At 72.4% G+C, this 23,209-nt stretch carries 21 protein-coding genes; 15 read left to right on the top strand and 6 right to left on the bottom strand.

All coding sequences use genetic code 11. The features are described from left to right. Positions 1-32 precede the first annotated feature (32 nt). On the top strand, positions 33-1,448 hold the full coding sequence (locus ACIBM5_RS17690) for an amidase (protein WP_396007941.1): 1,416 nt from the start codon (positions 33-35) through the stop codon (positions 1,446-1,448). Between the two features lie 174 nt (positions 1,449-1,622). On the opposite strand, the gene ACIBM5_RS17685 is transcribed toward ACIBM5_RS17690, so the two are convergent. Continuing rightward, positions 1,623-2,090, bottom strand: a complete 468-nt coding sequence (locus ACIBM5_RS17685; protein ID WP_396007702.1) for a MarR family winged helix-turn-helix transcriptional regulator — start codon at positions 2,088-2,090, stop codon at positions 1,623-1,625. Between the two features lie 146 nt (positions 2,091-2,236). On the opposite strand from ACIBM5_RS17685, the gene ACIBM5_RS17680 reads away from it, so the two are divergent. The 5 genes from ACIBM5_RS17680 (at position 2,237) to couO (ending at position 8,757) form a co-directional block, all read left to right on the top strand. Further along, the gene (locus ACIBM5_RS17680; protein ID WP_396007701.1) at positions 2,237-3,910 is read left to right on the top strand and encodes a long-chain fatty acid--CoA ligase; all 1,674 of its coding nucleotides are present in this window, start codon (positions 2,237-2,239) and stop codon (positions 3,908-3,910) included. After that, positions 3,907-4,761: a crotonase/enoyl-CoA hydratase family protein gene (locus ACIBM5_RS17675; protein ID WP_396007700.1), complete on the top strand. Its 855-nt coding sequence runs from the start codon at positions 3,907-3,909 to the stop codon at positions 4,759-4,761. The genes ACIBM5_RS17680 and ACIBM5_RS17675 overlap by 4 nt, the downstream gene beginning before the upstream one ends. Continuing rightward, positions 4,758-6,755, top strand: coding sequence for an acetoacetate--CoA ligase (locus ACIBM5_RS17670; RefSeq protein WP_396007699.1), 1,998 nt, complete (start codon positions 4,758-4,760; stop codon positions 6,753-6,755). Before ACIBM5_RS17675 ends, ACIBM5_RS17670 begins: the two co-directional genes overlap by 4 nt. Continuing rightward, the gene (locus ACIBM5_RS17665) at positions 6,752-7,744 is read left to right on the top strand and encodes a 3-hydroxyacyl-CoA dehydrogenase NAD-binding domain-containing protein (protein WP_396007698.1); all 993 of its coding nucleotides are present in this window, start codon (positions 6,752-6,754) and stop codon (positions 7,742-7,744) included. The genes ACIBM5_RS17670 and ACIBM5_RS17665 overlap by 4 nt, the downstream gene beginning before the upstream one ends. Positions 7,745-7,827: 83 nt before the next feature. Beyond that, positions 7,828-8,757 (top strand): 4-hydroxyphenyl-beta-ketoacyl-CoA hydrolase, encoded by a 930-nt coding sequence (gene couO, locus ACIBM5_RS17660; RefSeq protein ID WP_396007697.1) that lies wholly within the window; start codon positions 7,828-7,830, stop codon positions 8,755-8,757. Positions 8,758-8,857: 100 nt separating this feature from the next. Here the strand turns inward: couO and ACIBM5_RS17655 are convergent, their stop codons facing one another. Continuing rightward, entirely contained in the window at positions 8,858-9,448 is a 591-nt protein-coding gene (locus tag ACIBM5_RS17655) for a TetR/AcrR family transcriptional regulator (RefSeq protein ID WP_396007696.1), read from the bottom strand. A gap of 113 nt (positions 9,449-9,561) precedes the next feature. Here ACIBM5_RS17655 and ACIBM5_RS17650 point away from each other — a divergent pair, with 113 nt between their 5' ends. The 6 genes from ACIBM5_RS17650 (at position 9,562) to ACIBM5_RS17625 (ending at position 15,431) form a co-directional block, all read left to right on the top strand. Then, a complete protein-coding gene (locus ACIBM5_RS17650; RefSeq protein WP_396007695.1) occupies positions 9,562-11,244 on the top strand; it encodes a CocE/NonD family hydrolase in 1,683 nt (560 codons plus the stop codon). Positions 11,245-11,249: 5 nt separating this feature from the next. Continuing rightward, the gene (locus ACIBM5_RS17645; protein WP_396007940.1) at positions 11,250-12,200 is read left to right on the top strand and encodes an ABC transporter permease; all 951 of its coding nucleotides are present in this window, start codon (positions 11,250-11,252) and stop codon (positions 12,198-12,200) included. After that, a complete protein-coding gene (locus ACIBM5_RS17640; RefSeq protein WP_396007694.1) occupies positions 12,197-13,090 on the top strand; it encodes an ABC transporter permease in 894 nt (297 codons plus the stop codon). The genes ACIBM5_RS17645 and ACIBM5_RS17640 overlap by 4 nt, the downstream gene beginning before the upstream one ends. Then, a complete protein-coding gene (locus ACIBM5_RS17635; RefSeq protein ID WP_396007693.1) occupies positions 13,087-14,100 on the top strand; it encodes an ABC transporter ATP-binding protein in 1,014 nt (337 codons plus the stop codon). Before ACIBM5_RS17640 ends, ACIBM5_RS17635 begins: the two co-directional genes overlap by 4 nt. Next, the gene (locus tag ACIBM5_RS17630; RefSeq protein WP_396007692.1) at positions 14,093-14,878 is read left to right on the top strand and encodes an ABC transporter ATP-binding protein; all 786 of its coding nucleotides are present in this window, start codon (positions 14,093-14,095) and stop codon (positions 14,876-14,878) included. The genes ACIBM5_RS17635 and ACIBM5_RS17630 overlap by 8 nt, the downstream gene beginning before the upstream one ends. A 91-nt stretch (positions 14,879-14,969) precedes the next feature. After that, positions 14,970-15,431 (top strand): DUF3237 domain-containing protein, encoded by a 462-nt coding sequence (locus ACIBM5_RS17625; protein ID WP_391583307.1) that lies wholly within the window; start codon positions 14,970-14,972, stop codon positions 15,429-15,431. Between the two features lie 138 nt (positions 15,432-15,569). Here the strand turns inward: ACIBM5_RS17625 and argG are convergent, their stop codons facing one another. Continuing rightward, complete coding sequence (argG, locus tag ACIBM5_RS17620) at positions 15,570-16,994, bottom strand: argininosuccinate synthase (protein ID WP_396007691.1); 1,425 nt, start codon at positions 16,992-16,994, stop codon at positions 15,570-15,572. A gap of 256 nt (positions 16,995-17,250) precedes the next feature. Continuing rightward, complete coding sequence (locus ACIBM5_RS17615; protein WP_396007690.1) at positions 17,251-18,267, bottom strand: ABC transporter substrate-binding protein; 1,017 nt, start codon at positions 18,265-18,267, stop codon at positions 17,251-17,253. 197 nt (positions 18,268-18,464) lie between these two features. Here ACIBM5_RS17615 and ACIBM5_RS17610 point away from each other — a divergent pair, with 197 nt between their 5' ends. The 3 genes from ACIBM5_RS17610 to ACIBM5_RS17600 are packed head-to-tail and all read left to right on the top strand — an operon-like array spanning position 18,465 to position 21,407. Then, complete coding sequence (locus tag ACIBM5_RS17610) at positions 18,465-19,532, top strand: FecCD family ABC transporter permease (RefSeq protein WP_396007689.1); 1,068 nt, start codon at positions 18,465-18,467, stop codon at positions 19,530-19,532. After that, positions 19,529-20,572, top strand: a complete 1,044-nt coding sequence (locus ACIBM5_RS17605) for a FecCD family ABC transporter permease (RefSeq protein WP_396007688.1) — start codon at positions 19,529-19,531, stop codon at positions 20,570-20,572. The genes ACIBM5_RS17610 and ACIBM5_RS17605 overlap by 4 nt, the downstream gene beginning before the upstream one ends. A gap of 1 nt (position 20,573) precedes the next feature. Continuing rightward, positions 20,574-21,407 carry an ABC transporter ATP-binding protein gene (locus tag ACIBM5_RS17600; protein WP_396007687.1) on the top strand — a complete coding sequence of 278 codons (834 nt, stop codon included), beginning with the start codon at positions 20,574-20,576 and terminating at the stop codon, positions 21,405-21,407. 147 nt (positions 21,408-21,554) lie between these two features. On the opposite strand, the gene ACIBM5_RS17595 is transcribed toward ACIBM5_RS17600, so the two are convergent. Next, complete coding sequence (locus ACIBM5_RS17595) at positions 21,555-22,013, bottom strand: SRPBCC family protein (RefSeq protein ID WP_396007686.1); 459 nt, start codon at positions 22,011-22,013, stop codon at positions 21,555-21,557. 219 nt (positions 22,014-22,232) lie between these two features. Continuing rightward, complete coding sequence (locus tag ACIBM5_RS17590; RefSeq protein WP_396007685.1) at positions 22,233-23,105, bottom strand: helix-turn-helix domain-containing protein; 873 nt, start codon at positions 23,103-23,105, stop codon at positions 22,233-22,235. Positions 23,106-23,209 lie beyond the last annotated feature (104 nt).

Raw genomic sequence — 23,209 nt, 5'->3', positions numbered from 1 at the left:
GGGGCGCCGGCCGCGGCGCCGACGCCGACGCCCTGTGGAATCGCCCCGCGATCGACCTGGCCGCCGGGATCCGCGCCCGCGAGTTCACCGCCGTCGAGGTCGCCGAGGCGTTCCTCGGCCGGATCGAAGCGGTCAACCCGGTGGTCAACGCTCTCGTCGACATCCGCCCCGACGAAGTCCTGGCGCAGGCGCACGCGGCCGACCGCGCCGTCGCGGCCGGCGGCCCGCTCGGCCCCCTGCACGGCGTCCCGACCGCCACCAAAATCAACACCTCCCAGCGCGGGTACGCCTCCTCGCACGGCATCCCCGCGTGGTCCGGCCTCGTCGCATCCGACGACGCGGCGTGTGTGGCGGCGTTGCGGGAGGCGGGCGCGGTGCTCCTGGGCCGCAGCAACAGCCCCGCGTTCGCCGTGCGTTGGTTCACCCAGAACGACCTGCACGGACGGACGCTGAACCCGTGGAACCACGGCCGCACCCCCGGCGGGTCCTCGGGCGGGGCCGCCGCCGCACTCGCCGCCGGGATGGTGCCGATCGCCCAGGGCAACGACATCGGCGGGTCGATCCGCTACCCGGCGTACTGCTGCGGCGCGGTGGGAATTCGTCCGACGGTCGGCCTGGTGTCCGCGTGGGAGCCGTCCGGCGAGGTCGAGTTCGACAGCCCGATGTCGTTCCAGACGATGGCCGTGCACGGCCCGATGGCCTGGACGATCGCCGACCTGCGAGCCGCGATGCACGTCATGGCCACGCCGGACCTGCGCGATCCGGTCGGGATCCCGGCGCTGTTGCCGAGCGGCGCAGCGGCGGGTCCGGTCAGGGTCGCCGTGGTGCGCGACGTCGGCATCGCCAAGCCGCAGCCGGCCGTGAACGCGGCGATCGACACGGCCTCGCGGGTGCTCGCCGAGGCCGGATACCTGGTCGAGGAGGTCGAACTGCCCTTGCTCGCCGAGGCCGCGCGCCTGTGGTCGCTGCTGCTGTTCGAGGAACTGCGCACGATGTTGCCGGAGATCGAGCGGTTCGGCGACGCGGGCGTGCGGGATTCGCTGGCATCGACGTTCCGCGCCGCCGCCGCGATCTGGGGAGAACAGCCGGACCTGGCCACCTACATCCGGGGTTATGCGCGCCGCGGCACGCTCGTCACCCGGTTGCAGGAGTACCTCGGTGGGGACCGCATCCTGCTCACCCCGGTGTCGGCGGAGCCGCCGCTGGAGCAGGACGCCGACCTGGTGGGCGACGCGCGGATGCGCGAAGTCGTGGCCGCGCAGTGGCCGTTGCAGGCCGTTCCGGTGCTGGGCTTCCCGGCGCTCGCGGTCCCGACCGGCGTCGCCGACGGGCTGCCCTCGGGCGTGCAGCTGATCGGCGGGCGGTTCCGCGAGGACCTGCTGCTCGACGCCGCGGCCGCGATCGAGGCCCGGACGCCGCGGGTGCGTCCGGCGATCCTGCCCGCCTGAGGAGGCGATCGCACGGCCGGTGGGGCGGGGTCGAACCGTCCCACCGGCCCATCGCCCTGCGCGGGACTCGGCCCGCGCGGGCCGGTCGCCCGGACGCGCCCCGGCGGCCCGCAGCCCGTCCGGCCGCCGGACCGGCCGCCCGCCCGACGCCGGACGGCCCCGCCCACCGCCCGCCTACTGCGCCGGGCCCCCCGCGAGTGCGGTCCGGGCCCGGTTGAGGTAGTCGCGGAACGCCCGGCGCTCGGCCTCCGAGAGACCGTCGAGCATGCGCTCCTCCAGTGCGTCGACCTCGTCCCTGGTCTGCGCCAGGAGCGTGCGTCCGGCCGGGGTGAGGGCGATGAGCAGGCGGCGTCGGTGCGCGGGGTCGTGGCGGCGGGCGATCAGGCCGCGTTTCTCCAGGGCCGTGACCAGATCCCGCATCGCCTGCGGGGTCACGAACGAGTTGCGGGCGAGTTCGGCGCTGGTCAGGCCGTCGCGACGGTCGAGCACGGTGAGCGCGGTGTACTGCAGGGCGGTGATGCCCGTCGGGCGCAGCAGGTCGTCCAGGAGTGCGCGCACCGCGAGTTCGACCTGCTTGACCGCGTACAGCAACAACGGAGCGGACACGCCCGGTGCGTCGTCCCCCGTGGCCCCCGCCGCCATACGCCCACTCCTCGCTCCTCGTTCCGTGATTCCGCCGTGTGCACCCCGAGTCTCGCATGCCGGGACGCGCGTCCCGCCCCGATGACCATTGCACGGAATCTTGATATAAGGATTCCTGTCATTGCCTCGACGTGGAGGACCCATCCATGAACACCACAGCCGAGGGCACCCGCGCCAACTTCGGTCTCGGCACGTGGCCCGCCCGCCGCGCCCGGATCTCCCCGGAACGCACGGCACTCGTCGAGGCCGGCCGCACCCTCACCTACGCCGCCCTCGCCGACCGCACGGCACGGCTGGCGGGGCACCTGGCCGAGCGCGGGGTGCGCCCCGGGGACCGCGTGGCCTACCTCGGCGTCAACGCCGCGAGCACGTTCGAGACGTTCTTCGCCACGTGGCTGCTCGGCGCCATCGCCGTGCCGCTGAACTTCCGGCTCTCCGGCACGGAAATCCGCTACATGCTGGCGGATTCGGGGGCGGCCGTGCTCGTCCACAGCCCGGACGTCGACGCACTCCTGGCCGCCGCGGCGCCGCTGCCCGGCACACTGCGCATCCTCATCCCGGCAGAACCGGCAGACCCGGCACGACCGGCAGCCCCCGCAGCCCCCGCAGGGCCGGCGGACCCGGCACGACCGGCCGACCCGACGCACTCCGCGGACCCGGCCGACCCGGCCCCCGCCCGCCCGACCGGCCTGGCCGCCGCGATCGCCGCCGGCCCCCCGCTCGACGCACCGCCCGCCGTCGACCTCGACGACCCGGCCGTCCTGCTCTACACCTCCGGCACGACCGGCCGGCCCAAGGCCGCCGTGCTCAGCCACGCCAACCTGACCTGGAACACGGTCAACCAGCTCGCGCACCTCGACATCGGACGGGACGAACGCACGCTGTGCATCTCGCCGCTGTTCCACGCCACCGGGCTCGGCCAGGTCACCCTGCCGACCTTCTTCAAGGGCGGCAGCGTGGAACCGGTCCCCAGGTTCGACGCGGGGGCCATCCTCGACCGCATCGAGCGGGCCCGGATCACCGCCTTCTCTGCGGTGCCCACGATGCTGCGCATGATGTGCGAACACCCGCGGTGGGCGGACGTCGACCTGGGATCGCTGACCGGCGTCGTCTACGGCGGCTCGCCGGTCCAGGAGCGCGTCGCCCGCGCGTGGCTCGACCGCGGCGTGCGCCTCCATCAGGGCTACGGCATGACCGAGGCCGCGCCGGGCGTGTACATGGCGCCCGCCTCCGGCGCCGCCGAGCGCCCCGTCTCGGTCGGCGTCCCGCACTTCTTCACCGACGTCGCCATGCTCCGCGCCGACCGCCCCACCATCGTCGCCGGCCCGCCCGGCGAGTTGCTCGTCCGCGGCCCGCACGTCTTCTCCGGCTACTGGAACCGGCCCGCCGACTCCGTCGACGCGTTCGTCGACGGATGGTTTCGCACCGGCGACCTGCTCAGCGTCGACTCCGACGGCTGGGCATCGGTCACCGACCGGGTCAAGGACCTGATCATCTCCGGCGGCGAGAACGTGTACCCCGCCGAGGTCGAAGCCGTGCTGCTCCGGCTCGACGCGGTCGCCCACGCCGCCGTCGTCGGCGTCCCCGACGCCCGCTGGGGCGAGGTCGGCGTCGCCTACATCCAACCGCGCGAGGGCATCGCCCTCGACGAATCCGGCGTGCGCTCCCACCTGGAGGCACACCTGGCCCGCTTCAAGATCCCCAAGTACGTCGTCTTCGTGACCGCACTCCCCGCCAACGCCACCGGCAAGATCCGCCGCGTCGAGCTGCGCGCCCGAGCGGCCACGGAATTCGCCGACGTGGAAGGAACCTGCGCATGACCCGCCCCGCCGTCCACACCGTCCCGGCCCCCGAGGGCCCACCGACCGCAACCACGGCCACATCCACCACGACGCCCGCGCTGCCGTCGTCCCTGCACGTCGAGCGGCATGGCCCCGTCGCGGTCCTGCGCCTGGCCCGCCCGGGCAAGCGCAACGCCCTCGACGACGCGACGGTCCTGGGCCTGGAAGCGTTCTTCGCGGCGCCCCCGCCGGACGTGCGCGCCGTCGTCCTGGACGCCGAGGGCGAGCACTTCTGCGCCGGACTGGACCTGTCCGAACTCACCGAGAGCGACACGCTCGCCGGACTGCGGCACTCGCGCATGTGGCACCGTGCCTTCGAGCGCATCGAACGCGGCGACGTGCCCGTCGTTGCGGTCCTCAAGGGCGCGGTCGTCGGCGGCGGTCTCGAACTGGCGTGCGCCGCGCACATCCGGGTCGCCGAACCGAGCACCTTCTACGCACTGCCCGAAGGACAACGCGGCCTGTTCGTCGGCGGCGGCGCATCGGTGCGCGTCCCGCGGCTGATCGGCGTGCACCGCATGACCGACATGATGCTCACCGGCCGCGTCGTCGACGCCGCCGACGGCCAGGCCCTCGGCCTGTCGCAATACCTGACCGGCGCCGGCGAGGGCCTCGGCCGCGCCCTCGAACTCGCCCGACACATCGCCGACAACGCGGCCATCACCAACTTCGCCGTCCTCCAGGCGCTGCCTCGGATCGCGGAGGCCGGCCCCGACGAGGGCTACCTGCTCGAATCGCTCATGGCGGCCGTCGCCTCCGGCAGCGACGAGGCCAAGACCCGCATGCGCGCCTTCCTCGCCGGCCGCGCCGGAAAGGTCGGCCGCTCGTGACCACCCCCGCAACCCCCGGCGCCGCCCGGCAGGACGCGCCCGAATTGTTGCGCGCACCCGCCGCGGATGTGCTCGACACCACCGAACTGGGCCGCTTCGTGCGCCACGTCGAGGCCGCCCGGGGCGAGTCCTTCGCCGACTACCGCGAACTGCACCGCTGGTCGATCACCCGGCCCGAGGAATTCTGGACCTCCGTCCGGGACTTCTTCCGGGTCCGGTTCGCCGGCCCCGAACATGCCGTGCTCCCCGACCACGGCATGCCCGGCGCCCGCTGGTTCCCGGGCGCCACCCTCAACTACGCCCGGCACGCCCTGCACGGCGCCGGCGTCGACGACTCGACGCCCGCGCTCATCGCGTACTCGCAGACCCGCGACCGCGTCGAGCTGAGCCGGGCCGAGCTGCGCGACCGGGTGGGCCGCGCCCGCGCCGGACTGCGCCGCCTGGGCGTCGGCCGGGGCGACCGGGTCGCGGCCTACCTGCCCAACATCCCCGAGACCGTCGTCGCGTTCCTCGCCACCGCGAGCCTGGGCGCCGTATGGGCAAGCTGCGCACCGGAGTTCGGCGCGCGCAGCGTGGTCGACCGATTCGCCCAGATCGAACCCGCGGTGCTGCTCACCGTGCCCGGCTACCGGTACGGCGACAAGCACATCGACCGCCGCGCGACCGTCGCGGAGATCCGCGCCGCACTGCCGACGCTGCGCACGGTGGTCTGCGTCCCCTACGGCTCCGGCACCGTGCCCGACACCCTCGGGTGGGACGAACTGCTCGCCGAGCCAGGCAGCGCGGACACCGACCCCGTGCCGTTCGACCATCCGCTGTACGTACTCTTCTCGTCCGGTACCACCGGCCGCCCCAAGGCGATCGTGCACGGCCACGGCGGCATCCTGCTCGAACACCTCAAGAACCACGCACTCAGCTGGGATCTGACCCCGGGCGACCGCATGGTGTGGTTCACCACCACCGCGTGGATGATGTGGAACGCGCTGGTGTCCGGCCTGCTCGTCGGCGCGTGCCCGGTGCTGTTCGACGGCAACCCGCTGTACCCCGACCTCGACGCGCAATGGCGCATCGCCGCCGAGACCGAGGCGACGCTGCTGGGCGCCGGCCCCGGCTACCTCATGGCCTGCCGCCGCGCCGGACTGAACCCGGGCCGCGCGCACGACCTCGCCGCGCTGCGCCAGATCGGCGCCGCCGGGAGCCCGCTGCCGCCGGAGGGCTACCGCTGGGTCCACGAGCAGTTCGGCGACCGAGTGCTGCTCAACGTCGGCAGCGGCGGCACGGACGTGTGCGGCGGCATCGTCCAGGGCGGTCCGTGGCAGCCGGTGCGGGCCGGCGAGATCTCCGGACCGGCGCTCGGGGTCGCCGCGGCCGCGTTCGACGCCGACGGCAGGGAGGTCGTCGGCGAACTCGGCGAACTCGTCATCACCGTGCCCATGCCGTCGATGCCCGTCGGCTTCTGGGGCGACACCGACGGCTCCCGCTACCGCGCGGCCTACTTCGACACCTACCCGGGCGTGTGGCGGCACGGGGACTGGGCGCGCTTCGCCGAGACCGGGAGCTGCGTGATCGCCGGGCGCTCGGACGCCACGCTCAACCGCGGCGGCGTGCGGCTGGGCACCGCCGAGTTCTACCGGGTCGTCGAGGAGATCCCGGAGGTCGCGGACAGCCTCGTCGTGCACCTGGAGGACGCGGCGGGCGGCAACGGGGAGTTGCTGCTGTTCGTCGTCCCCGCGTCGGGGGAGGGACTCGGCGCGGAACTGCACGAGCGCATCGTCCGGGAACTGCGCGGCGCGCTCTCGCCGCGACACGTTCCCGACGCCGTCATCGCCGTCGCGGCCGTGCCACGCAACCGCACCGGCAAGAAGCTCGAACTGCCGGTCAAGCGCATCCTGCTGGGCGCGGACGTCGCCGACGTCCTCGGGCCGGACACCCTCGCCGACCCGACCGCGCTCGACGCCTTCCGCGCCCTCGCCGCAGAACGGAGAACCCCATGAGCACGGACACCGACCACGAGTCGGACGCCGCCGCGGGCGCCGCGACGCGGTACGCCGGCATCGCCCGCGTCGCGATCGTCGGCACCGGCGTGATCGGGGCGAGTTGGGCCGCGCACTTCCTGGCCCGCGGGCTGGACGTGATCGCCGCCGACCCGGCCCCGGGTGCCGAGGAGCGGCTGCGCGCCGACGTCGCCGCGCTCCGGCCGACCCCGGCCGGTACCGACCCGGCGCACGCCGCCCGGCCCGACCGGCTGACGTTCACCGCGGATGCCGCCGAGGCCGCAGCCGCGGCCGACTTCGTCCAGGAGAACGGCCCCGAACGCGAGGACGTCAAGCGCGAGCTGTTCGCCCGCCTCGACGCGGCGGCGCGTCCGGGGGTCGTCCTGGCCAGCAGTTCGTCCGGCATGGCGGCCACGGTGATCGCCCGCGACTGCACCGCGCACCCGGAACGTGTGCTCGTGGGCCACCCGTTCAACCCGCCGCACCTGATCCCGCTCGTCGAGGTCGTGCCCGGGGAGCTCACCACCGAGCACGCGGTCGACACCGCGCTCGCGTTCTACACGGCGGTCGGCAAGAAGCCGATCCGGGTCCGCCGCGAGTTGCCCGGCCACCTGGCCAACCGGCTCCAGGCGGCACTGTGGCGGGAGGCGTACTCGCTGGTCGACCGGGGTGTGGCGACGGTGGCCGACATCGACACCGCGATCGCGTACGGGCCCGGCCTGCGCTGGGCGATCCTGGGACCGTTCGCCAACCAGCACCTGTCCGGCGGGGCGGGTGGCATCGCGCACGTCCTGGCGCACCTCGGACCGCCGACCGAGGCGTGGTGGCGCGACCTCGGCGACCCGTCGCTCACCCCCGAATTGACCGCCAAGCTCGTGGCCGGCGTGGACGAGGCGCTCGCCGGGATCGACCACACCGCCCTCGCGGCCCGCCGCGACGCACTGCTGCACGTGCTGCTCGCCGCGAAGGCCGACGCCGACCTGCCCTGACGCCCGGCCGCAACCGGCCTCGTCCGGCGCCGCCGGCACATCCCGTCACCCGTCCCACCCGCCTCGCTTCCCAGGGAACGACCATGGACCCGACCACCATCGACGCCGTCGACATGCACGTGCACGTCGAACAGGACGGCCACGGCTGTTTCGCTCTCGACCGCGAACTGCTCGACGCCTCCGCCGCCTACTTCAAGGCCGACCAGGACCGCACCCCGACCCTGGAACGCATCGCCGCGCACTACCGCGCCCGTCGCACCGCCGCGGTCGTCTTCACCGTCGACGCGAGTGCCGCGACCGGCCACCCGGCGCTGTCCAGCGAGGAGATCGCCGACGCCGCCGCGGCGCATGCCGACATCCTCGTCCCGTTCGGCTCGGTCGACCCGCACGGCGGCCGGGCCGCCGTCGCCCGCGCCCGCCGCCTGATCACGCGACACGGCGTCCGCGGCTTCAAGTTCCACCCCAGCCTCCAGGGGTTCGACCCGAACGACACGCGTTTCTACCCGCTGTACGAGGCACTCGCCGAGGCCGGCGTACCCGCCCTCTTCCACACCGGGCAGACCGGCATCGGCGCGGGCCTGCCGGGCGGGCGCGGCATCAAGCTGCGGCATTCGAACCCGATGTTGATCGACGACGTCGCGGCGGACTTCCCCGAGTTGACGATCATCCTCGCCCATCCGTCGGTGCCGTGGCAGGACGAGGCGATCTCGATCGCGACGCACAAGGCCAACGTGTACATCGACCTGTCCGGCTGGTCGCCGAAGTACTTCCCGCCGCAGCTGGTGCGCGCCGCGAACTCGACGTTGCGCCACAAGGTGCTGTTCGGCTCCGACTATCCGGTCATCACGCCCGAACGCTGGCTCGCCGACTTCGCGCGACTGGACATCAAGGACGAGATACGGCCGCTGATCCTCAAGGAGAACGCGGTCCGCGTCCTCGGCCTGGCCCCCGCCACCGACACCGACACCGACACCGACACCGACACCGACGACCCGAACGCCCGCCGCGTCTAGGTGTATTCACCCGCGCCGAGCCGTCGACCGGCGCAGACCACGCAGGCCACGCAGGTTCCGCAGGACCGGCCCCGTGCGCGCCGCGCCGTTTCCGGGGTGCTCAGTCGGTGCCGGCGGGCCCGCGCGTGAGCATGTCCACGATCGCGTTCGCGACCCGCGCCACGCGCTCGGGCGTCCACGGTTCGGGGTCCTCGACGGTGGAGATGAAGTAGCCGCGCACCAGCAGGAAGAGCAGGTCGGCGGCGAGTTCGGGGTCGGCGACGCCCGCGGCGGTGACGGCGTCGAGGAGTTCTCGGCGGGTGGCCGCGGGTTCGCGGGTCTGCGCGGCGTCCGCGGACTCGGCGCCGCTCTGCACGGACGACAACATCTCCACCCACAGGCGGCGCAGTTGCAGGTCGTCCGGGTCGGTCGTGAGGTTCCAGGCGACGGTCGCGTGCAGTCGCTCCCGGCCGTCGAGGCCGTCGACGTGCTCCTCCAGTTCGCCGTTCCATCGGGACTCGGCCGCCGCGACGGCGTTGGTGATCAGGGCGATCCGGGTGGGCACGTAGTTGGTGACCATCGCGGTGGAGCCGCCGAGTTCCCTGGCGACCGCGCGGATCGTCACCGCGCGGGCCCCGTCCCGCGCGGCGACGGTGAGCGTCGCCTTGGCGATGGCCTTGCGGCGCTGGACTTCGTCGACGTCGATCGGCATGAGGGCAACCTAGCTCAGTGGGGGCTTGACGTGGAACTTCGCGTGATGCAACGCTGTTATATCACAGCGTTTTCCACGTGTTCTCGCGTGCTTTCCCCCGCGTTGGAGTGCTCATGAGCCTTGCCTTCGAACGCGTCGCGGCCCAACCCGTTCCCGATCACGCACAGCAGCACATGGTGCGCATGCGCGACGGCGTACGACTGGCCACCGACGTGTACCGCGCCGGATCCGCCCCCGCGCCGACCGTGCTCGTGCGCCTGCCGTACGACAAGAACAGCCGCTACGTCTTCTTCGAGAACGTCGCCGAACGCTTCACCGCCCGCGGCTACGTCATGGTCGTCCAGGACGTCCGCGGCAAGTTCCGTTCCCAGGGCCACACCCTCGGCTGGACCGGGGAGGTCGACGACGGCTACGACACGCTCGACTGGATCACCCGCCAACCCTGGTCCGACGGCATCGTCGGCATGTTCGGCGACTCCTACTACGGGTTCACCCAGTGGTCCGCCGTCTCCAGCCAACACCCCGCGCTGCGCGCCATCGTCCCGCGCGTCACCTCCACGAACATCGTCCCCGGCACGGCCGCCTACGCCGCCGCCCGGCAGCCGGTGTGGCTCGAAGGCGCCGACTACCAGGCGCATATCTGGATCGACAACGACACCTACGACTTCGAACCCGACCTGAGCAAACGACCCCTGATCGCCGCCTACGAGGAAGCCTTCGCCGCGATCGGCAAACGCTCGGCGGGCTTCGACCTCATCGTCGGCGACATCGAACTGCCCGCCTACAACGGGCCCCACCCCTACGACGCGCGCCCCGTCCCGGTGCTGCACTGCGTCGGCTGGTTCGACAACCTCGGCATCGCGCACATGCACGACTACACCGAACTGGCCAAGCGCCCCGGCTGGGCCGCCGTGCAGTACCTCGACGCCGACGCGATCGACCACGAGAACTACTTCCTGGAGAACGCCCCGGTCGGCCCGGCGAACGACCACATGACCGACGAAGACGCCCTGACCAGGCTGCTCGACGCGTACACCGGGCCGGCCCTCGACTTCTTCGACGTCTTCCTCAAGGGCACCGCCCACCCCGACACCCTGCCCCGCGTGCGCTGGAAGCTCGGCCACGCCGGCTCGCGCGTCGCGAGCACCTGGCCGCCGCCGGAGGCCGTCGCCCGCGACTGGTATCTCGGCACGCCGCACGCCGCGACCGGCCCGCTCCCGGGCGGCACGCTCGGCGAACTCCCGTCACCGGGGCCGGAATCGGTGACCTGGCGGTACGACCCCGACCACCTCGTACCGTCCGCCGTCACCAACACCTTCATGCTGCTGCACGACCACCCGGACGAAAGCGCCACCGCCGACCGCGACGACGTGCTGGTCTTCACCGGCCCTGCGGCAGCCGGCCCGCTCGACCTGGCCGGCCCGGTGCACGCCGTCCTGCACACCGAGAGCACCACCCCCACCCACGACCTGTTCGTCCGGCTCCTGGACCTCGCCCCCGACGGCACCGCCCGGCTCGTGCTGCGCGGCTGCGCCCAGGCGGATGCCGCCGGCGCGCACGAGATCGAACTCGGCCACACCGGCTACCGGTTGCGCCCCGGACACCGGCTCGCCCTGATGGTCGCCGGCAGCGACTTCCCCAACCACCTGCCCAACTCCGGCACCACCGAGAACCCGTGGCTGACCACCGCGCCCAAGGCCGGCGTCCAGACCCTGCGCACCGGGCCCGCGTACCCGTCCCGGCTGCGCCTGACCGTGCTGCCGCCGGCCCCCGGCACCGACCCGGACGGCGAGTGAGCACCATGTCGCCGTCCTTCGTCGCCGGCCGCATCGCCACGCTCGCCGTCACCGTCGTGATCGCCGGCCTGGCCATCCACGGCGCCCTCATGCTCGCCCCGGGCGACCCGGCCACCCTGCTCGTCGGCGGCGCCCGCAAGCCCGATCCGGCGGTCCTCGCCCGAATCCACCGCGACTACCACCTCGACGACCCGTTCCTGCAAGGCTGGTGGCACTGGTTCTCCGGTTGCCTGCACGGCGACTTCGGCAAGTCGCTCGTCTACCGCGACAGCGTCGGCCACCTGATCGGCTCCCGCGCGGGCGACACGTTCGCGCTCGTCGGGTACGCCGCCGTCCTGGTCATCGTGCTCGGCACCGCCGCCGGGACCCTGGCCGCGCTGCGCGGCGGGCGCACCGAGGCGCTGGTCACCACGGCGACCGCGAGCGCCATGGCGGTGCCGACGTTCATCATGGCGGTGCTGCTGATCTGGGTGTTCGCCGTGCAACTGCCGTGGTTCCCGGTCTACGGCACCGGCAGCGGCTTCACCGGGACCCTGGCGCACCTGACCCTGCCCGCCATCGCCCTCGCCGTCTCGTGGATCGGCTACGTCGCCCAGGTCACCCGCGCGGCCGTACGCGCCGAACTGCGCGCCGAGCACGTCGAGACCGCACGCAGCCGCGGCGTGCCCGAGTCCGTCGTCATCCGCCGGCACGTGTTGCGCAACGCGTCCGGGCCGGTCTTCGCCGTCTCGGGCGTCGGGGTCGCGGGCCTGATCGCCACCACCGCGGTCGCCGAACAGGCCTTCGGCATCGGCGGATTGGGCGCGCTGATGATCGACGCCGCGGCCAAGCAGGACCTCGCGGTCGTGCAGGCCGTGTCGCTGCTGTTCGTCGTTGTCTTCGTGGTCGTCAACACCCTCGTCGATCTGGTCGGCGCGGCCCTTGACCCGCGGTCCGCACGGAAGGGAAGCCGATGAGCAGCACCGCGGCCGGCCGCACGGCCGGCTCCCACCCCGCGCCCCGGACCGAGCCGGAGAACCCGCCCTCCGCACGCCCCCGGCCCGGCGACCGCATCACCCCGGCCGCGGCCTGCGTGGTCGGTGCCGTCGTCCTGCTCGCCCTGATCGGACCCTTCATCGCGCCGCACGACCCCAACGCCGTCGACCCGTTCGACGTCAACGCGGAGCCGTCGGGCGCCCACCTGCTCGGCACCGACGACACCGGCCGGGACATCCTGTCCCGGATCATCTGCGGAGCCCGCGCCGCCCTGGTCGCACCGGCACTCGTGGTGGCCTTCTCGACCGTGGTCGGAGTCCTGCTCGCGCTGTCCGCGGCCTGGTTCGGCGGGTGGGTCGACCGGATCGTCTCCGGGCTCCTGGACGTGGTCTTCGGCTTCCCCGGGCTGATCCTCGCGGTGCTCGCCGCGGCGGTCTTCGGTGCCGGGCTCGTCGCCCCGGTCGCCGCGCTCTCCATCGCCTACCTGCCGCTGGTCACCCGGGTGGTGCGCTCCGCGGCGCTGAAGGAACGCGCACTGCCGTACGTCTCCGCCCTGCAACTCCTGGGCGCCCCCACCCGCCGCATCTGGCTGCGCCACCTGCTGCCCAATCTCGCCCCGCTCGTCCTGGTCCAGGCCACCATCGGCTTCGGCTACGCGCTCCTGGACGTCGCCGCGATCTCCTTCATCGGCCTCGGCGCCCAACCGCCCGACCCGGAATGGGGCCTCATGGTGTCCAACGGCGCCTCCGGCATCATGGCCGGCCACCCCCAGCAGTCGCTGTTCACCGGACTGGTCGTGCTGGTCGTCGTGGTCGCCGTCAACCTGCTGGGATCGGGGCTCTCCCGGCGCCTGCTGGGAGAGAACACATGACCCCGACCACGAAGCCACCGCTCGCGCCGCTGCTGGAGATCGGTGCGCTGCGCCTCGACCTTCCGATCGACGGCACCCCCAGGACCGTCGTGCACCGGGCCGACGTCACCGTGGCGGAGGGCGAAGCGATCGCCCTGGTCGGCGAATCGGGATCCGGGAAATCGCTCACCGCACGTTCGGTGTTGCGCCTCCTGCCGCCCGGCGCGCAGGTGCACGGCACCCTGTGCTTCGCCGGCGAGTCAATCCCGGACATGACCCGCACCCGGCTGCGCGCCTATCGGGCAAGCGAGGTCGCGATGGTGTTCCAGGACCCGCGCGCCCACATCAATCCGGCCCGCGGCGTCGGCGATTTCCTCATCGAGGGCCTCACCACCGCATGCGGGATGTCCGCGCCCGACGCCCGGCGCAAGGTCGCGGGCATCCTGCGCGAAGTCGGCATCACCGACGCGGAGCGCCGCATGCGGCAACGCCCGTGGGAGTTGTCCGGCGGACTCCTCCAACGGGTGATGATCGCCGCCGCCCTGGCCGCCGAACCCCGACTGCTGCTGGCCGACGAACCGACCACCGCGCTGGACGTCACCACCCAGGAGGAGGTGATGGCGATCATCGCCGAGGCCCGCGAGGCCCGCGGCCTGGCCATGCTGTTCATCACCCACGACCTCGAACTCGCGGCGGCCGTATGCGACCGCGTCGTCGTCATGTACGCCGGATCGACCGTCGAACAGGTGCCCGCCGCGGCGCTCCACGAGGGCACCGCACACCCGTACACCCGGGCCCTGCTCGCCTCCCGGCCCGCCGTCGGCGGCCCGAGGGCCGAACTGCGCGCGATCAGCGGACGGCCGCTGTCCGGATTCGAAGTGCCGCCCGGATGTGCCTTCGCCCCGCGATGTCCGCGGGCCGAGCAGCGGTGTCGCGCCGAACGCCCCGAGCCGCGCCCCGCCGGCCCGAGTACGGCGGCGTGCCACTTCCCGCACACCACCGCACCCGAGGAGGCCGGCCGCCATGCTTGAGGTCACCGACCTGCGCAAGGTCTACGGCGGTTTCGTCGCCGTCGACGGCGTCGGCTTCGCGCTGGGCGCGGGCGAATCGCTCGCGGTGGTGGGGGAATCGGGTTCCGGCAAGACCACCACCGCGCGCATGATCGCCGGGCTGGAGCCGCCGAGCGGCGGACGCGTCGTGGTGGCGGGAGAGGAGCGCCGGCCCGGGCGCAGGGGCGGCGCGGACCGCCGGACTCGGGCCGGGCAGATCCAGATGGTCTTCCAGGACCCGTATTCGTCACTGGACCGGCGCCAGTCGGTCGCGGATGCGGTGGCCGAGGCCGTCGCGCTGCATCGCCCGCTCGGGGGCGAGGCGCTGCGCGCCCGGGTCGCGGAACTCCTGGACATGGTCGGCATGGACGATCGCCAGGCCCGCTCGCTGCCCAAGGAACTTTCCGGCGGCCAGCGTCAACGGGTGGCGATCGCCCGCGCGCTGGCGGCCGAGCCACGCGTGTTGATCCTGGACGAGGCCGTCGCCGCACTCGACGTGTCGATCCAGGCGCAGATCCTCAACCTGCTGGCCCGCATCCGCGAAAGCACGGGCACCGCACTGCTGTTCATCACCCACGACCTCGGTGCGGTCCCCTACGTCAGCGACGAGGTGTTGGTGATGCGCGCCGGGCGGATCGTCGAGCACGGTCCGGTCGAGCGGGTTCTCGGCGCGCCCGAGGACGCCTACACCCGCCGTCTGATCGACTCGATCCCCAAACCCGGATGGGTACCGCGCCGGCGCGGGCCCGATACAGGGTGACACCGCAGGACCACACCCGGCACACTCCGCCCCCGGGATTTTCCGACCCCTTCCTTCCCTCCCTCCCTTCCCTTCTCGTCGAGGACCCGCAATGACCTTCACTCCCGCCCTCGAATTCGCCTTCGAGATCCGCGCCCACGTCGCCGAGACGCTGCACATCGGCCACGGCGACGGCGAGATCACCGAGTTCACCCCGATCGTCGGCGGCACGGTCGCCGGACCCTGGTTCAACGGCACCGTGTTGCCCGGCGGCGGCGACTGGAGCAACACCCGCGGCGAGGTCTGCGAACTGGAGGCCCGCTACCTGATCCGCGCCGACGACGGCGCGGTCGTCGACATCGTCAACCGCGGCTACTACCGCCCCGCTCCGGACGGCCCCGACCAGTACGACGGCGACCTCCGGGTCACCGAGAAGGGCCACTACTACCGCACGTCGCCGATCTTCCGCACCGACGCCCCGGCCCACCGCCGCCTCGCCGAGACCGTGTTCGTCGGGCTGGCCCGGCCGGACGGCGAGGACGTCGTGGTGATCAGGATGTACGCGCTGGCCTAGCCCTGTGCGATCCCGGCGGGCGCCCGGCCGGCGGCCCACACCGGACACCGCGCACACCGAGGCCCCGAAAGGCAGCGGCCGGAGCCGACCGCCTTTCGGGGCCTCGGTGTTCGTGCACGTCCGTACGACGCGGATCGCTCAGTCGGTTCCGGACTCCATGGCCGCGTGGTCGAGGGCGTCGGATGCCTCCGCGACGGCCTCGGCGTCCTCGCTGCCCGCGGCGATGGCCGTCGCGCCGCCCGGGGTCAGCTCGCCGATGAGCCGGCTCCACGGGTTGAGCGCACCGTGCGCGGCGTACTGTTCGAGCTTGTTCCGCGAATCGGCGATGTCCAGGTTGCGCATGGTGAGTTGCCCGATCCGGTCGTCCGGGACGAACGGCTGGTCGAGGCTGCGCTCCATGGACAACTTTTCCGGGTGGTAGCTGAGGTTCGGGCCCTGCGTGTCGAGCACCGAGTAGTCCTGGCCGCGCCGCAACCGCACCGTGACGCTGCCGGTGATCGGGTAGCCGATCCACCGCTGCAGGCCGTCCCGGAGCATGAGCGCCTGCGGGTCGAACCAACGGCCCTCGTAGAGCAGTCGCCCGAGCCGGCGCCCCTCGACGTGGTACATGGAGATGGTGTCCTCGTTGTGGATGGCGTTGAGCAGCCGCTCGTAGCACACGTGCAGCAGCGCCATCCCGGGAGCCTCGTACACACCGCGGCTCTTGGCCTCGATGATGCGGTTCTCGATCTGGTCCGACATCCCGAGCCCGTGCCGGCCGCCGATGGCATTGGCCTCGTGCACCAGTTCCGTCGCGTCGGCGAACGCGCGTCCGTTGATGCGCACCGGGCGACCGTGCTCGAACTCGACGGTGACGTCCTCGGTCGCGATCTCCACCTCGGGGTCCCAGTAGGCGACACCCATGATCGGGTTCACCATTTCGAGCGAGGTGTCCAGGTATTCGAGACGCTTGGCCTCGTGCGTGGCTCCCCAGATGTTCGCGTCGGTGGAGTACGCCTTCTCGGCGGAGTCGCGATAGGGCAGGTCGCGTTCCGCCAGCCAGGTGGACATCTCCTGCCGACCGCCGAGCTCCGCCACGAACTCCCCGTCCAGCCAGGGCTTGTAGATCCGCAACTCGGGGTTGGCGAGCAGACCGTAACGGTAGAACCGCTCGATGTCGTTGCCCTTGTACGTGGACCCGTCGCCCCAGATGGAGACGTCGTCCTCGTGCATGGCCCGCACCAGGAGCGTGCCCACCACGGCGCGCCCGAGCGGGGTGGTGTTGAAGTAGGCCTGCGCACCCGAACGGATGTGGAAGGCGCCGCAGGCCAGCGCGGCAAGGCCCTCCTCGACCAGCGCGGCCCGGCAGTCCACGAGCCGCGCCTGCTCCGCGCCGTAGGCAAGGCCACGCTGCGGCACGTCGCCCAGATCCGGCTCGTCGTACTGACCGATGTCGGCCGTGTACGCGTAGGGGATCGCGCCGCGTTCCCGCATCCACGCCACCGCGACCGAGGTGTCCAGCCCGCCGGAGAAGGCGATACCGATCCGTTCGCCGACCGGCAGCTTGTTCAAGACCTTCGACATGTGTGCACCCCAAGCGGCCCGATCGCGCGTGGCCCCGAATCGTAACGAGTGAGCCCGGGAGAACCCGAGGCCGACAGCATGGCATAGATTTACGCTTCCCAGCAAAACTATGCACGCGATCGGGAAGGCCGCCTCCCGTCGCCGCCCCCGCAGGGCTGCGCCGAGCGGCGCCCGGGCGGACCCGGCCCTCCCCCGCCCACGCGACGCGGCCCCGCCCGGCCGCACCGCGGCGAGCCGGGCAGGGCCGCGGGCGGGCCTACTTCGCCGGGTCGACCGCGAAGGTGCGGGCCAGGTCGTCGAGGACCATGTCCGCGCCCTGGAGCGAGACCGAGGTCATCCAGTGCTCGTCCTTGACCTCGTACACGTGTCCGGCCTGAACGGCCTTCAGGCGCTGCCACAGCGGGTTGGCCAGGAACTTGTTCTTGCGCTCCTCGCCGCCGGAGAAGGACGTCATGAAGATGTAGTCGGCGTCCGCCTGCCCGATCTGTTCCTCGCTGACCTCGATGTTGAACTTCTCGGGGTCGCGCTGGTTTTCCGGACGGGTCAGGCCCATGTCGCTCAGGATGATGCCGCTGAACGTCTTGCCCAGGTAGATGCGCGTCGGGCCGTCCACGAAGCGCACGACGGACACCGTGGGCCTGTTCGCCTTCGCGTTGATCGCGTCGCCGATCTTCTTCGCGCGCGTCTCGTACGCGGCCAGCTTGGCCTTGGCCTTGTCGTCCTCGCCGAGCGCCTGGCCGACGAGCTTGACGTTCTCCTTCCAGATCGGGCCGGTGGTCTTGACGAAGACGGTCGGCGCAATCTTGGACAACTGCGCGTAGAGCTGGTCGTGTCGCACGGTCGCGGAGATGATCAGGTCGGGCTTGAGCAGCGCGATCTGTTCCAGGTTGGGGCTGTCGAGCGGGCCGACCTCCTTGGTGTTCCGGACCGCGTCACCGAGGTAGGGCGGGAAGCCCTTCTGGTCGCGGTAGGAGCCGATGCCGCCGACCAGCGGAACGTCGAGCGCGGCGACCGCCTCGACGAGGCTGTTGTCCAGCGCCACCACGCGCTTGGGCTTCTCCTTGATCGTGGTGGTGCCCTTGTCGTGCGTGATGGTGCGCGGGAACGACGCGGTGGAGGCCGCCGCGCCGGAGGACGCCGCCGCGGGCTTGTCCGTACCCGCGGCCTTGTCGTCGGAGTCCTCGCCGCACGCGGTCAGGCCCGCCGTCAGCGCGATGGCGAGTGCGGCGAGGCCGAGACGGACGTTTCGTCTACGGCGTCCGAACGTGAACATGAATCCTCCACGAATGACAGGAACGACAGGGACAACAGGACCGACAGGGCCATGCGATCCGGCAAGGGGCATCCGGGCAGGCGGCAGCGCGAAGCCACCTTCGGCCGGGGAAGTGGAGATGAGGTTAGCCTTGCCTTTCCGGGCAGATGCGACGGGGTCGCGTTTTCCGGATTTTAGGCGTGCCTTACCTTACGTTCGTGCATTCGAACACCGATCTCGTCGCCCCGCGCGCGGCACCCGAACGGCCACCGGCGCCGGACCGCCACGGCACCGGTCGCCGCGTCACCGTGGCAACGACCCTGCTCGCGGCCCTGGCCGTGGTCGTCTTCGCATCGCTCGCCATCGGCACCAAGAACGTCCCGCTCACGGACGTCCTCCACGCGCTGGGCGGCAGCCGCGAGGGCGACGCGATCATCGTCCGGGACCTGCGCGTTCCGCGCACGTTCCTGGGCCTGTTGGTCGGCATCGCCCTCGGCGTCGCGGGCGCGGTCGCGCAGGACATCACCCGCAACCCGCTCGGCGACCCCGGCCTGATCGGAGTCAGCGCGGGCGCGGCGTGCGCGGTGGCGGCGAGCATCGGCCTGCTCGGACTGACCAGCCCCTACCAGTACGTGTGGTTCGCCTTCCTCGGCGCCGCACTCGCCGGCCTGCTCGCCTACCTCGTCGGCGGCACCGGGTACGGCGGCGCCACCCCCGCCAAGCTCGCCCTCTCCGGCGCCGCCGTGACCGCACTGCTGGACGCGTTCACCAACGCGCTCGTTCTCCTGGACGTCCGCACCCTCGACCAGTACCGCTTCTGGGCCGTCGGCTCGCTGGCCGGACGCGACACCGATCTCGGCGTGCGCCTCCTGCCGTTCGTGGCCGTCGGACTGATCCTGGCCCTCGCCCTGTGCGGCCGACTCAACGCCCTCGCCCTGGGCGACGACCTCGCCTCCACCCTGGGCATCAAGGTCGGCACCACCCGCGCCCTCGGCGCCCTCGCGGTCATCCTCCTCGCCGGCGCCGCGGTCGCCGCCGCCGGCCCGATCACCTTCGTCGGCCTGGTCGTTCCCCACCTGGTACGGGCCTTCACCGGCCCGGACGCCCGCTGGCTCGTGCCCTGTTCCGGCCTCGCCGGCGCCACCCTCACCATCGGCGCCGACGTCGTCGGCCGACTGGTGGCGCGCCCCGGCGAACTGGAGGTCGGCGTGGTCACCGCGATCCTCGGCGCGCCCTTCCTGATCGCGCTGGTCAAGCGCGGCAAGCTCAAGGAGCACGCCCGATGAGAGTCGAACTGGGCCCCTTCGGCATGTCCGTGCGACCCCGCGTCGCGATCGTCACCACCGCACTGCTCGCGACCATCGCGTGCGGGCTGGTCGCGTCGGTGTCCATCGGTACGTTCTCCATCCCGATCCGCGACGTCGTCGACTCGCTGCTGGGCATCGGCTCCGGCGACGCCGACCTGATCGTGCGCGAACTGCGGCTGCCGCGCGCCCTCACCGCGCTGCTCGTCGGCCTCGCGTTCGGCCTGTCCGGCGCGATCTTCCAGGCCGTCACCCGCAATCCGCTGGCCGGACCCGACCTGATCGGCATCTCCGCCGGCGCGAGCGCCGGCGCCGTCTGCGCGATCCTGATCGGCGGCGTCACCTCGGCGGGCGCCGCGTCCTTCGGGGCCGTCCCCTTCGGCGCGCTCGCCGGGTCCATGCTCACCGCCGCCTTCATCTATCTGATGGCCTATCGCGGCGGCACCATCACCGGCTACCGATTCGTGCTGGTCGGCCTCGCGATGCACGGCGTGCTGATGGCCGTGACCCGCTGGATGCTCGCCCGGGCCGACATCGACCAGGCCTCCCGCGCCATGGTCTGGCTCACCGGCAGCCTGAACGGGCGCGACTACGCGCACGTGCGCTGGGTCGGCATCGCGCTGGTGGTCCTCGTGCCCCTCGCGCTCGCCCTGGCCCGCCCCTACCAACTCCTGCAGTTCGACGACGACACCGCGCTCAGCCTCGGCATGCCGCTGCGCCGCGCCCGCATCGCCCTGCTCGTGGTGGCCACGTGCCTGGCGTCGGTGGCCGCCGCCTCGGCCGGACCGGTCGCGTTCATCGCGCTCGGCGCACCCCAGATCGCCCGCCGACTCACCGGCACCGCCGGCATCCCGCTGATCGCGAGCGGACTGGTCGGCGCCGCGACACTGCTCGCCGCCGACCTGGTCGCCCGACTCGCCTTCTCGCCGACAGAACTGCCGGTGGGCATCGTCACCGGCGCGGTCGGTGCCCCGTACCTGATGTGGCTGCTCGCCCGGACCAACCGGGCCGGAAAGGGTTGACGTGACCACCACCGCACCGGACCCGGCCGGATTGTCCGGCCACGGTCTTCGGCTGGGCTACGGCGACCGCGTCGTGGCCGAAGACCTCGACCTGCACATCCCCGCGGGCAAGGTCACCGCGCTCGTCGGCCCCAACGCGTGCGGCAAGTCCACCGCGCTGCGCGCCCTGGCCCGCCTGCTCAAGCCGGCAGCCGGCGTCGTACACCTGGACGGCAGCGACATCGCCGACCTGCCCGGACGCGAACTCGCCCTGCGCCTGGCCCTGTTGCCCCAGACGCCGACCGCACCCGACGGCATCGGCGTACGCGATCTGGTCGCCCGCGGCCGCACCCCGCACCAGCGCTGGTGGCGACAGTGGTCCTCGGCCGACGACGCCGTGGTCGATCGTGCCCTCGCGGTCACCGGCACCACCGCCCTCGGCGACCGCTCCATCGACGAACTCTCCGGTGGCCAGCGGCAACGGGTGTGGATCGCGATGGCGCTCGCCCAGGACACGAACGTGCTCCTGCTCGACGAGCCCACGACCTACCTCGACCTCGCCTACCAGGTCGACGTACTCGAACTCGTCGCCGACCTCAACCGCACCGACGGACGCACCGTCGTGATGGTCCTGCACGAACTCAACCACGCGTGCCGCTACGCCGACCATCTCGTCGCGATGCGCGCCGGCCGAGTCGTCGCCGCAGGACCTCCCGCCGACATCGTCACCCCCGAACTGGTCCACGAGGTCTTCGACTTGCGCACATCGGTCATCCCGTGCCCGGTCTCGGGCGTCCCGCTGGTGATCCCGCTGGGCGGCCGACGAGAGACCACCGAACCACCCGTCAAGGCTTGACCCGCACCCGCACCCGCACCCGGACGGGAGCGCCCGGGCGCCTGTCACCCCGGCCCGGCGGCGCCCGACGCACTCCTCGCGGCGGGCGGCGCCGCGCCCCGCGCGCACGATCGTCGACCACGCCGAACGCCCCGCGGCAACGCCCCGTCACGGGGTTTCGGCATCGGACGACTGGGCCGCCGCGTGTGCGGCGAGGCCGTCGGCCATGCGCTGCATGACGCCCCGCATGACGCGCTCCATCAGCCAACCCGTTCCCCACCGGGCGGAATAGGTGCCGTGCCAGTGGATGACCGTGCCCCCGTCGGCCGCAGGTGTCAGGTCGACGACCGCCCGATAGTCACGGATGGCCGGGTTGAACGCGTCCTCGTAGGTCAGTTGCCTCTCCTCGTCGAGCCCGGTCAGCCGCTCTCCGGTCACCGTCCGCCCGGTACGGAACGCGCGGACCGCCCCGACGGGATCCCGCCCGTCCGGATCGAGCCCGCTGGAGCGTTCGGTGTCCAGGCTGTCGACGGTCGACCAGACGGGCCAGGTACGGGCGTCGACGAGCAGACGCCAGACGACGGCCGGAGGCGCCGTCGAAGTCGCGGTCGCGTCGTAGCTGCGCAAGATCCGAATCCTTTCCTTCGCTGCCGCACACCCTTGCGAAATGACCGTCCGGGGGTACCGCGACCGCCGGGTCGCGGTGGCCCGGAGCGGCTCCCCGAACGACCACCCGACGTGTCCGGGTCCGTCGGCGAGCATGCGGCCACGACGTGGCTGTATGACTCCGTCCGAACCTAGCGACGCGGCCGGCCCGGGGACATGCGCCGGATTGCCGATCACCGATCAGATCTTGCGGTACACCGAGGGCCGGACGCCGACCCGACCCAGGAAGGCCGCGGACAGCGCTCCGGGACTCGCGAAACCGCAACGGTCGGCGATCTGCCCGATGGTGAGGGTGCCGTCGGCCAACAACTCCTGCGCCCGCTCGATCCGCAGTCGGGTGAGGAACCGATGGGGCGTCTCCCCGGTCGCCGCCCGGAAGACGCGGATGAAGTGGTAGACGCTCAGGTGTGCTTCGGCGGCGATGTCGGCCAGCGTGAGCGGCTCCGCCAGCCGCTCGCGCATGACGGCGACACCCACCCGGACCGCCGCGTGTTCGGGACCCGGCAGGCTTGCGTGCCGGCCCCGGTTCAGCAGGTGCGTGGCGAGGAACGCGGCGGCCGACTCCGCGTACAGGTCGTTCGCGCCGGCGGCGGGCAGTGCGCGCATGAGGTGTTCGACAACCGGATCGCCCGCGTCCGCCGCGGCCGACAGCGCTTCGTAGTCCGGCTCCGAGCCGCCCAGGTGAGCGGCGGCTCGATCGACGGTCGCCGACGGGATGTGCACCTGGATGGTGCGCAGCGCGGACGTCGTCCGGTAGCTGCGTACGCTCGACCGCCCGGGCACGACGAGTTCCAGATTGCCGGGAAGCCAGCGGCGGCGGACCGCCCGCCCGTCCGACCGTGTCCGCATGACCACGTCCCCGGCCACGCAGAGCACCAGATGCAGGTCGCAGACCCCGGGAAGCCGAAAGTGTTCGACCTCGGGTGCGTGGTCGAAGCACTGCACGAGCAACGAACGCCAGCCCGCCTCACCCCAACTGCAATAGGTGCGCCGCACGGCGGACACCTCGGAGTCTGCGTACGGCGTCAGATCGAAGTCGGACGAATCGAACACGGCACAACCCTAGTAGGACTTCGTTAGGTCTTGCCAGATATGTCTGTCGAGAGCATGTTGTGGGTGTGGACATGCGGCAGGTTCGGGGCCTGCGGGCGGGGTTG

Origin of the sequence: Embleya sp. NPDC050493, assembly GCF_044458105.1 — a bacterium.
GTDB lineage: Bacteria > Actinomycetota > Actinomycetes > Streptomycetales > Streptomycetaceae > Embleya.
The sequence above is the reverse complement of the archived record's forward strand: the minus strand, read 5'-3'. Positions and strand labels throughout refer to the sequence as shown.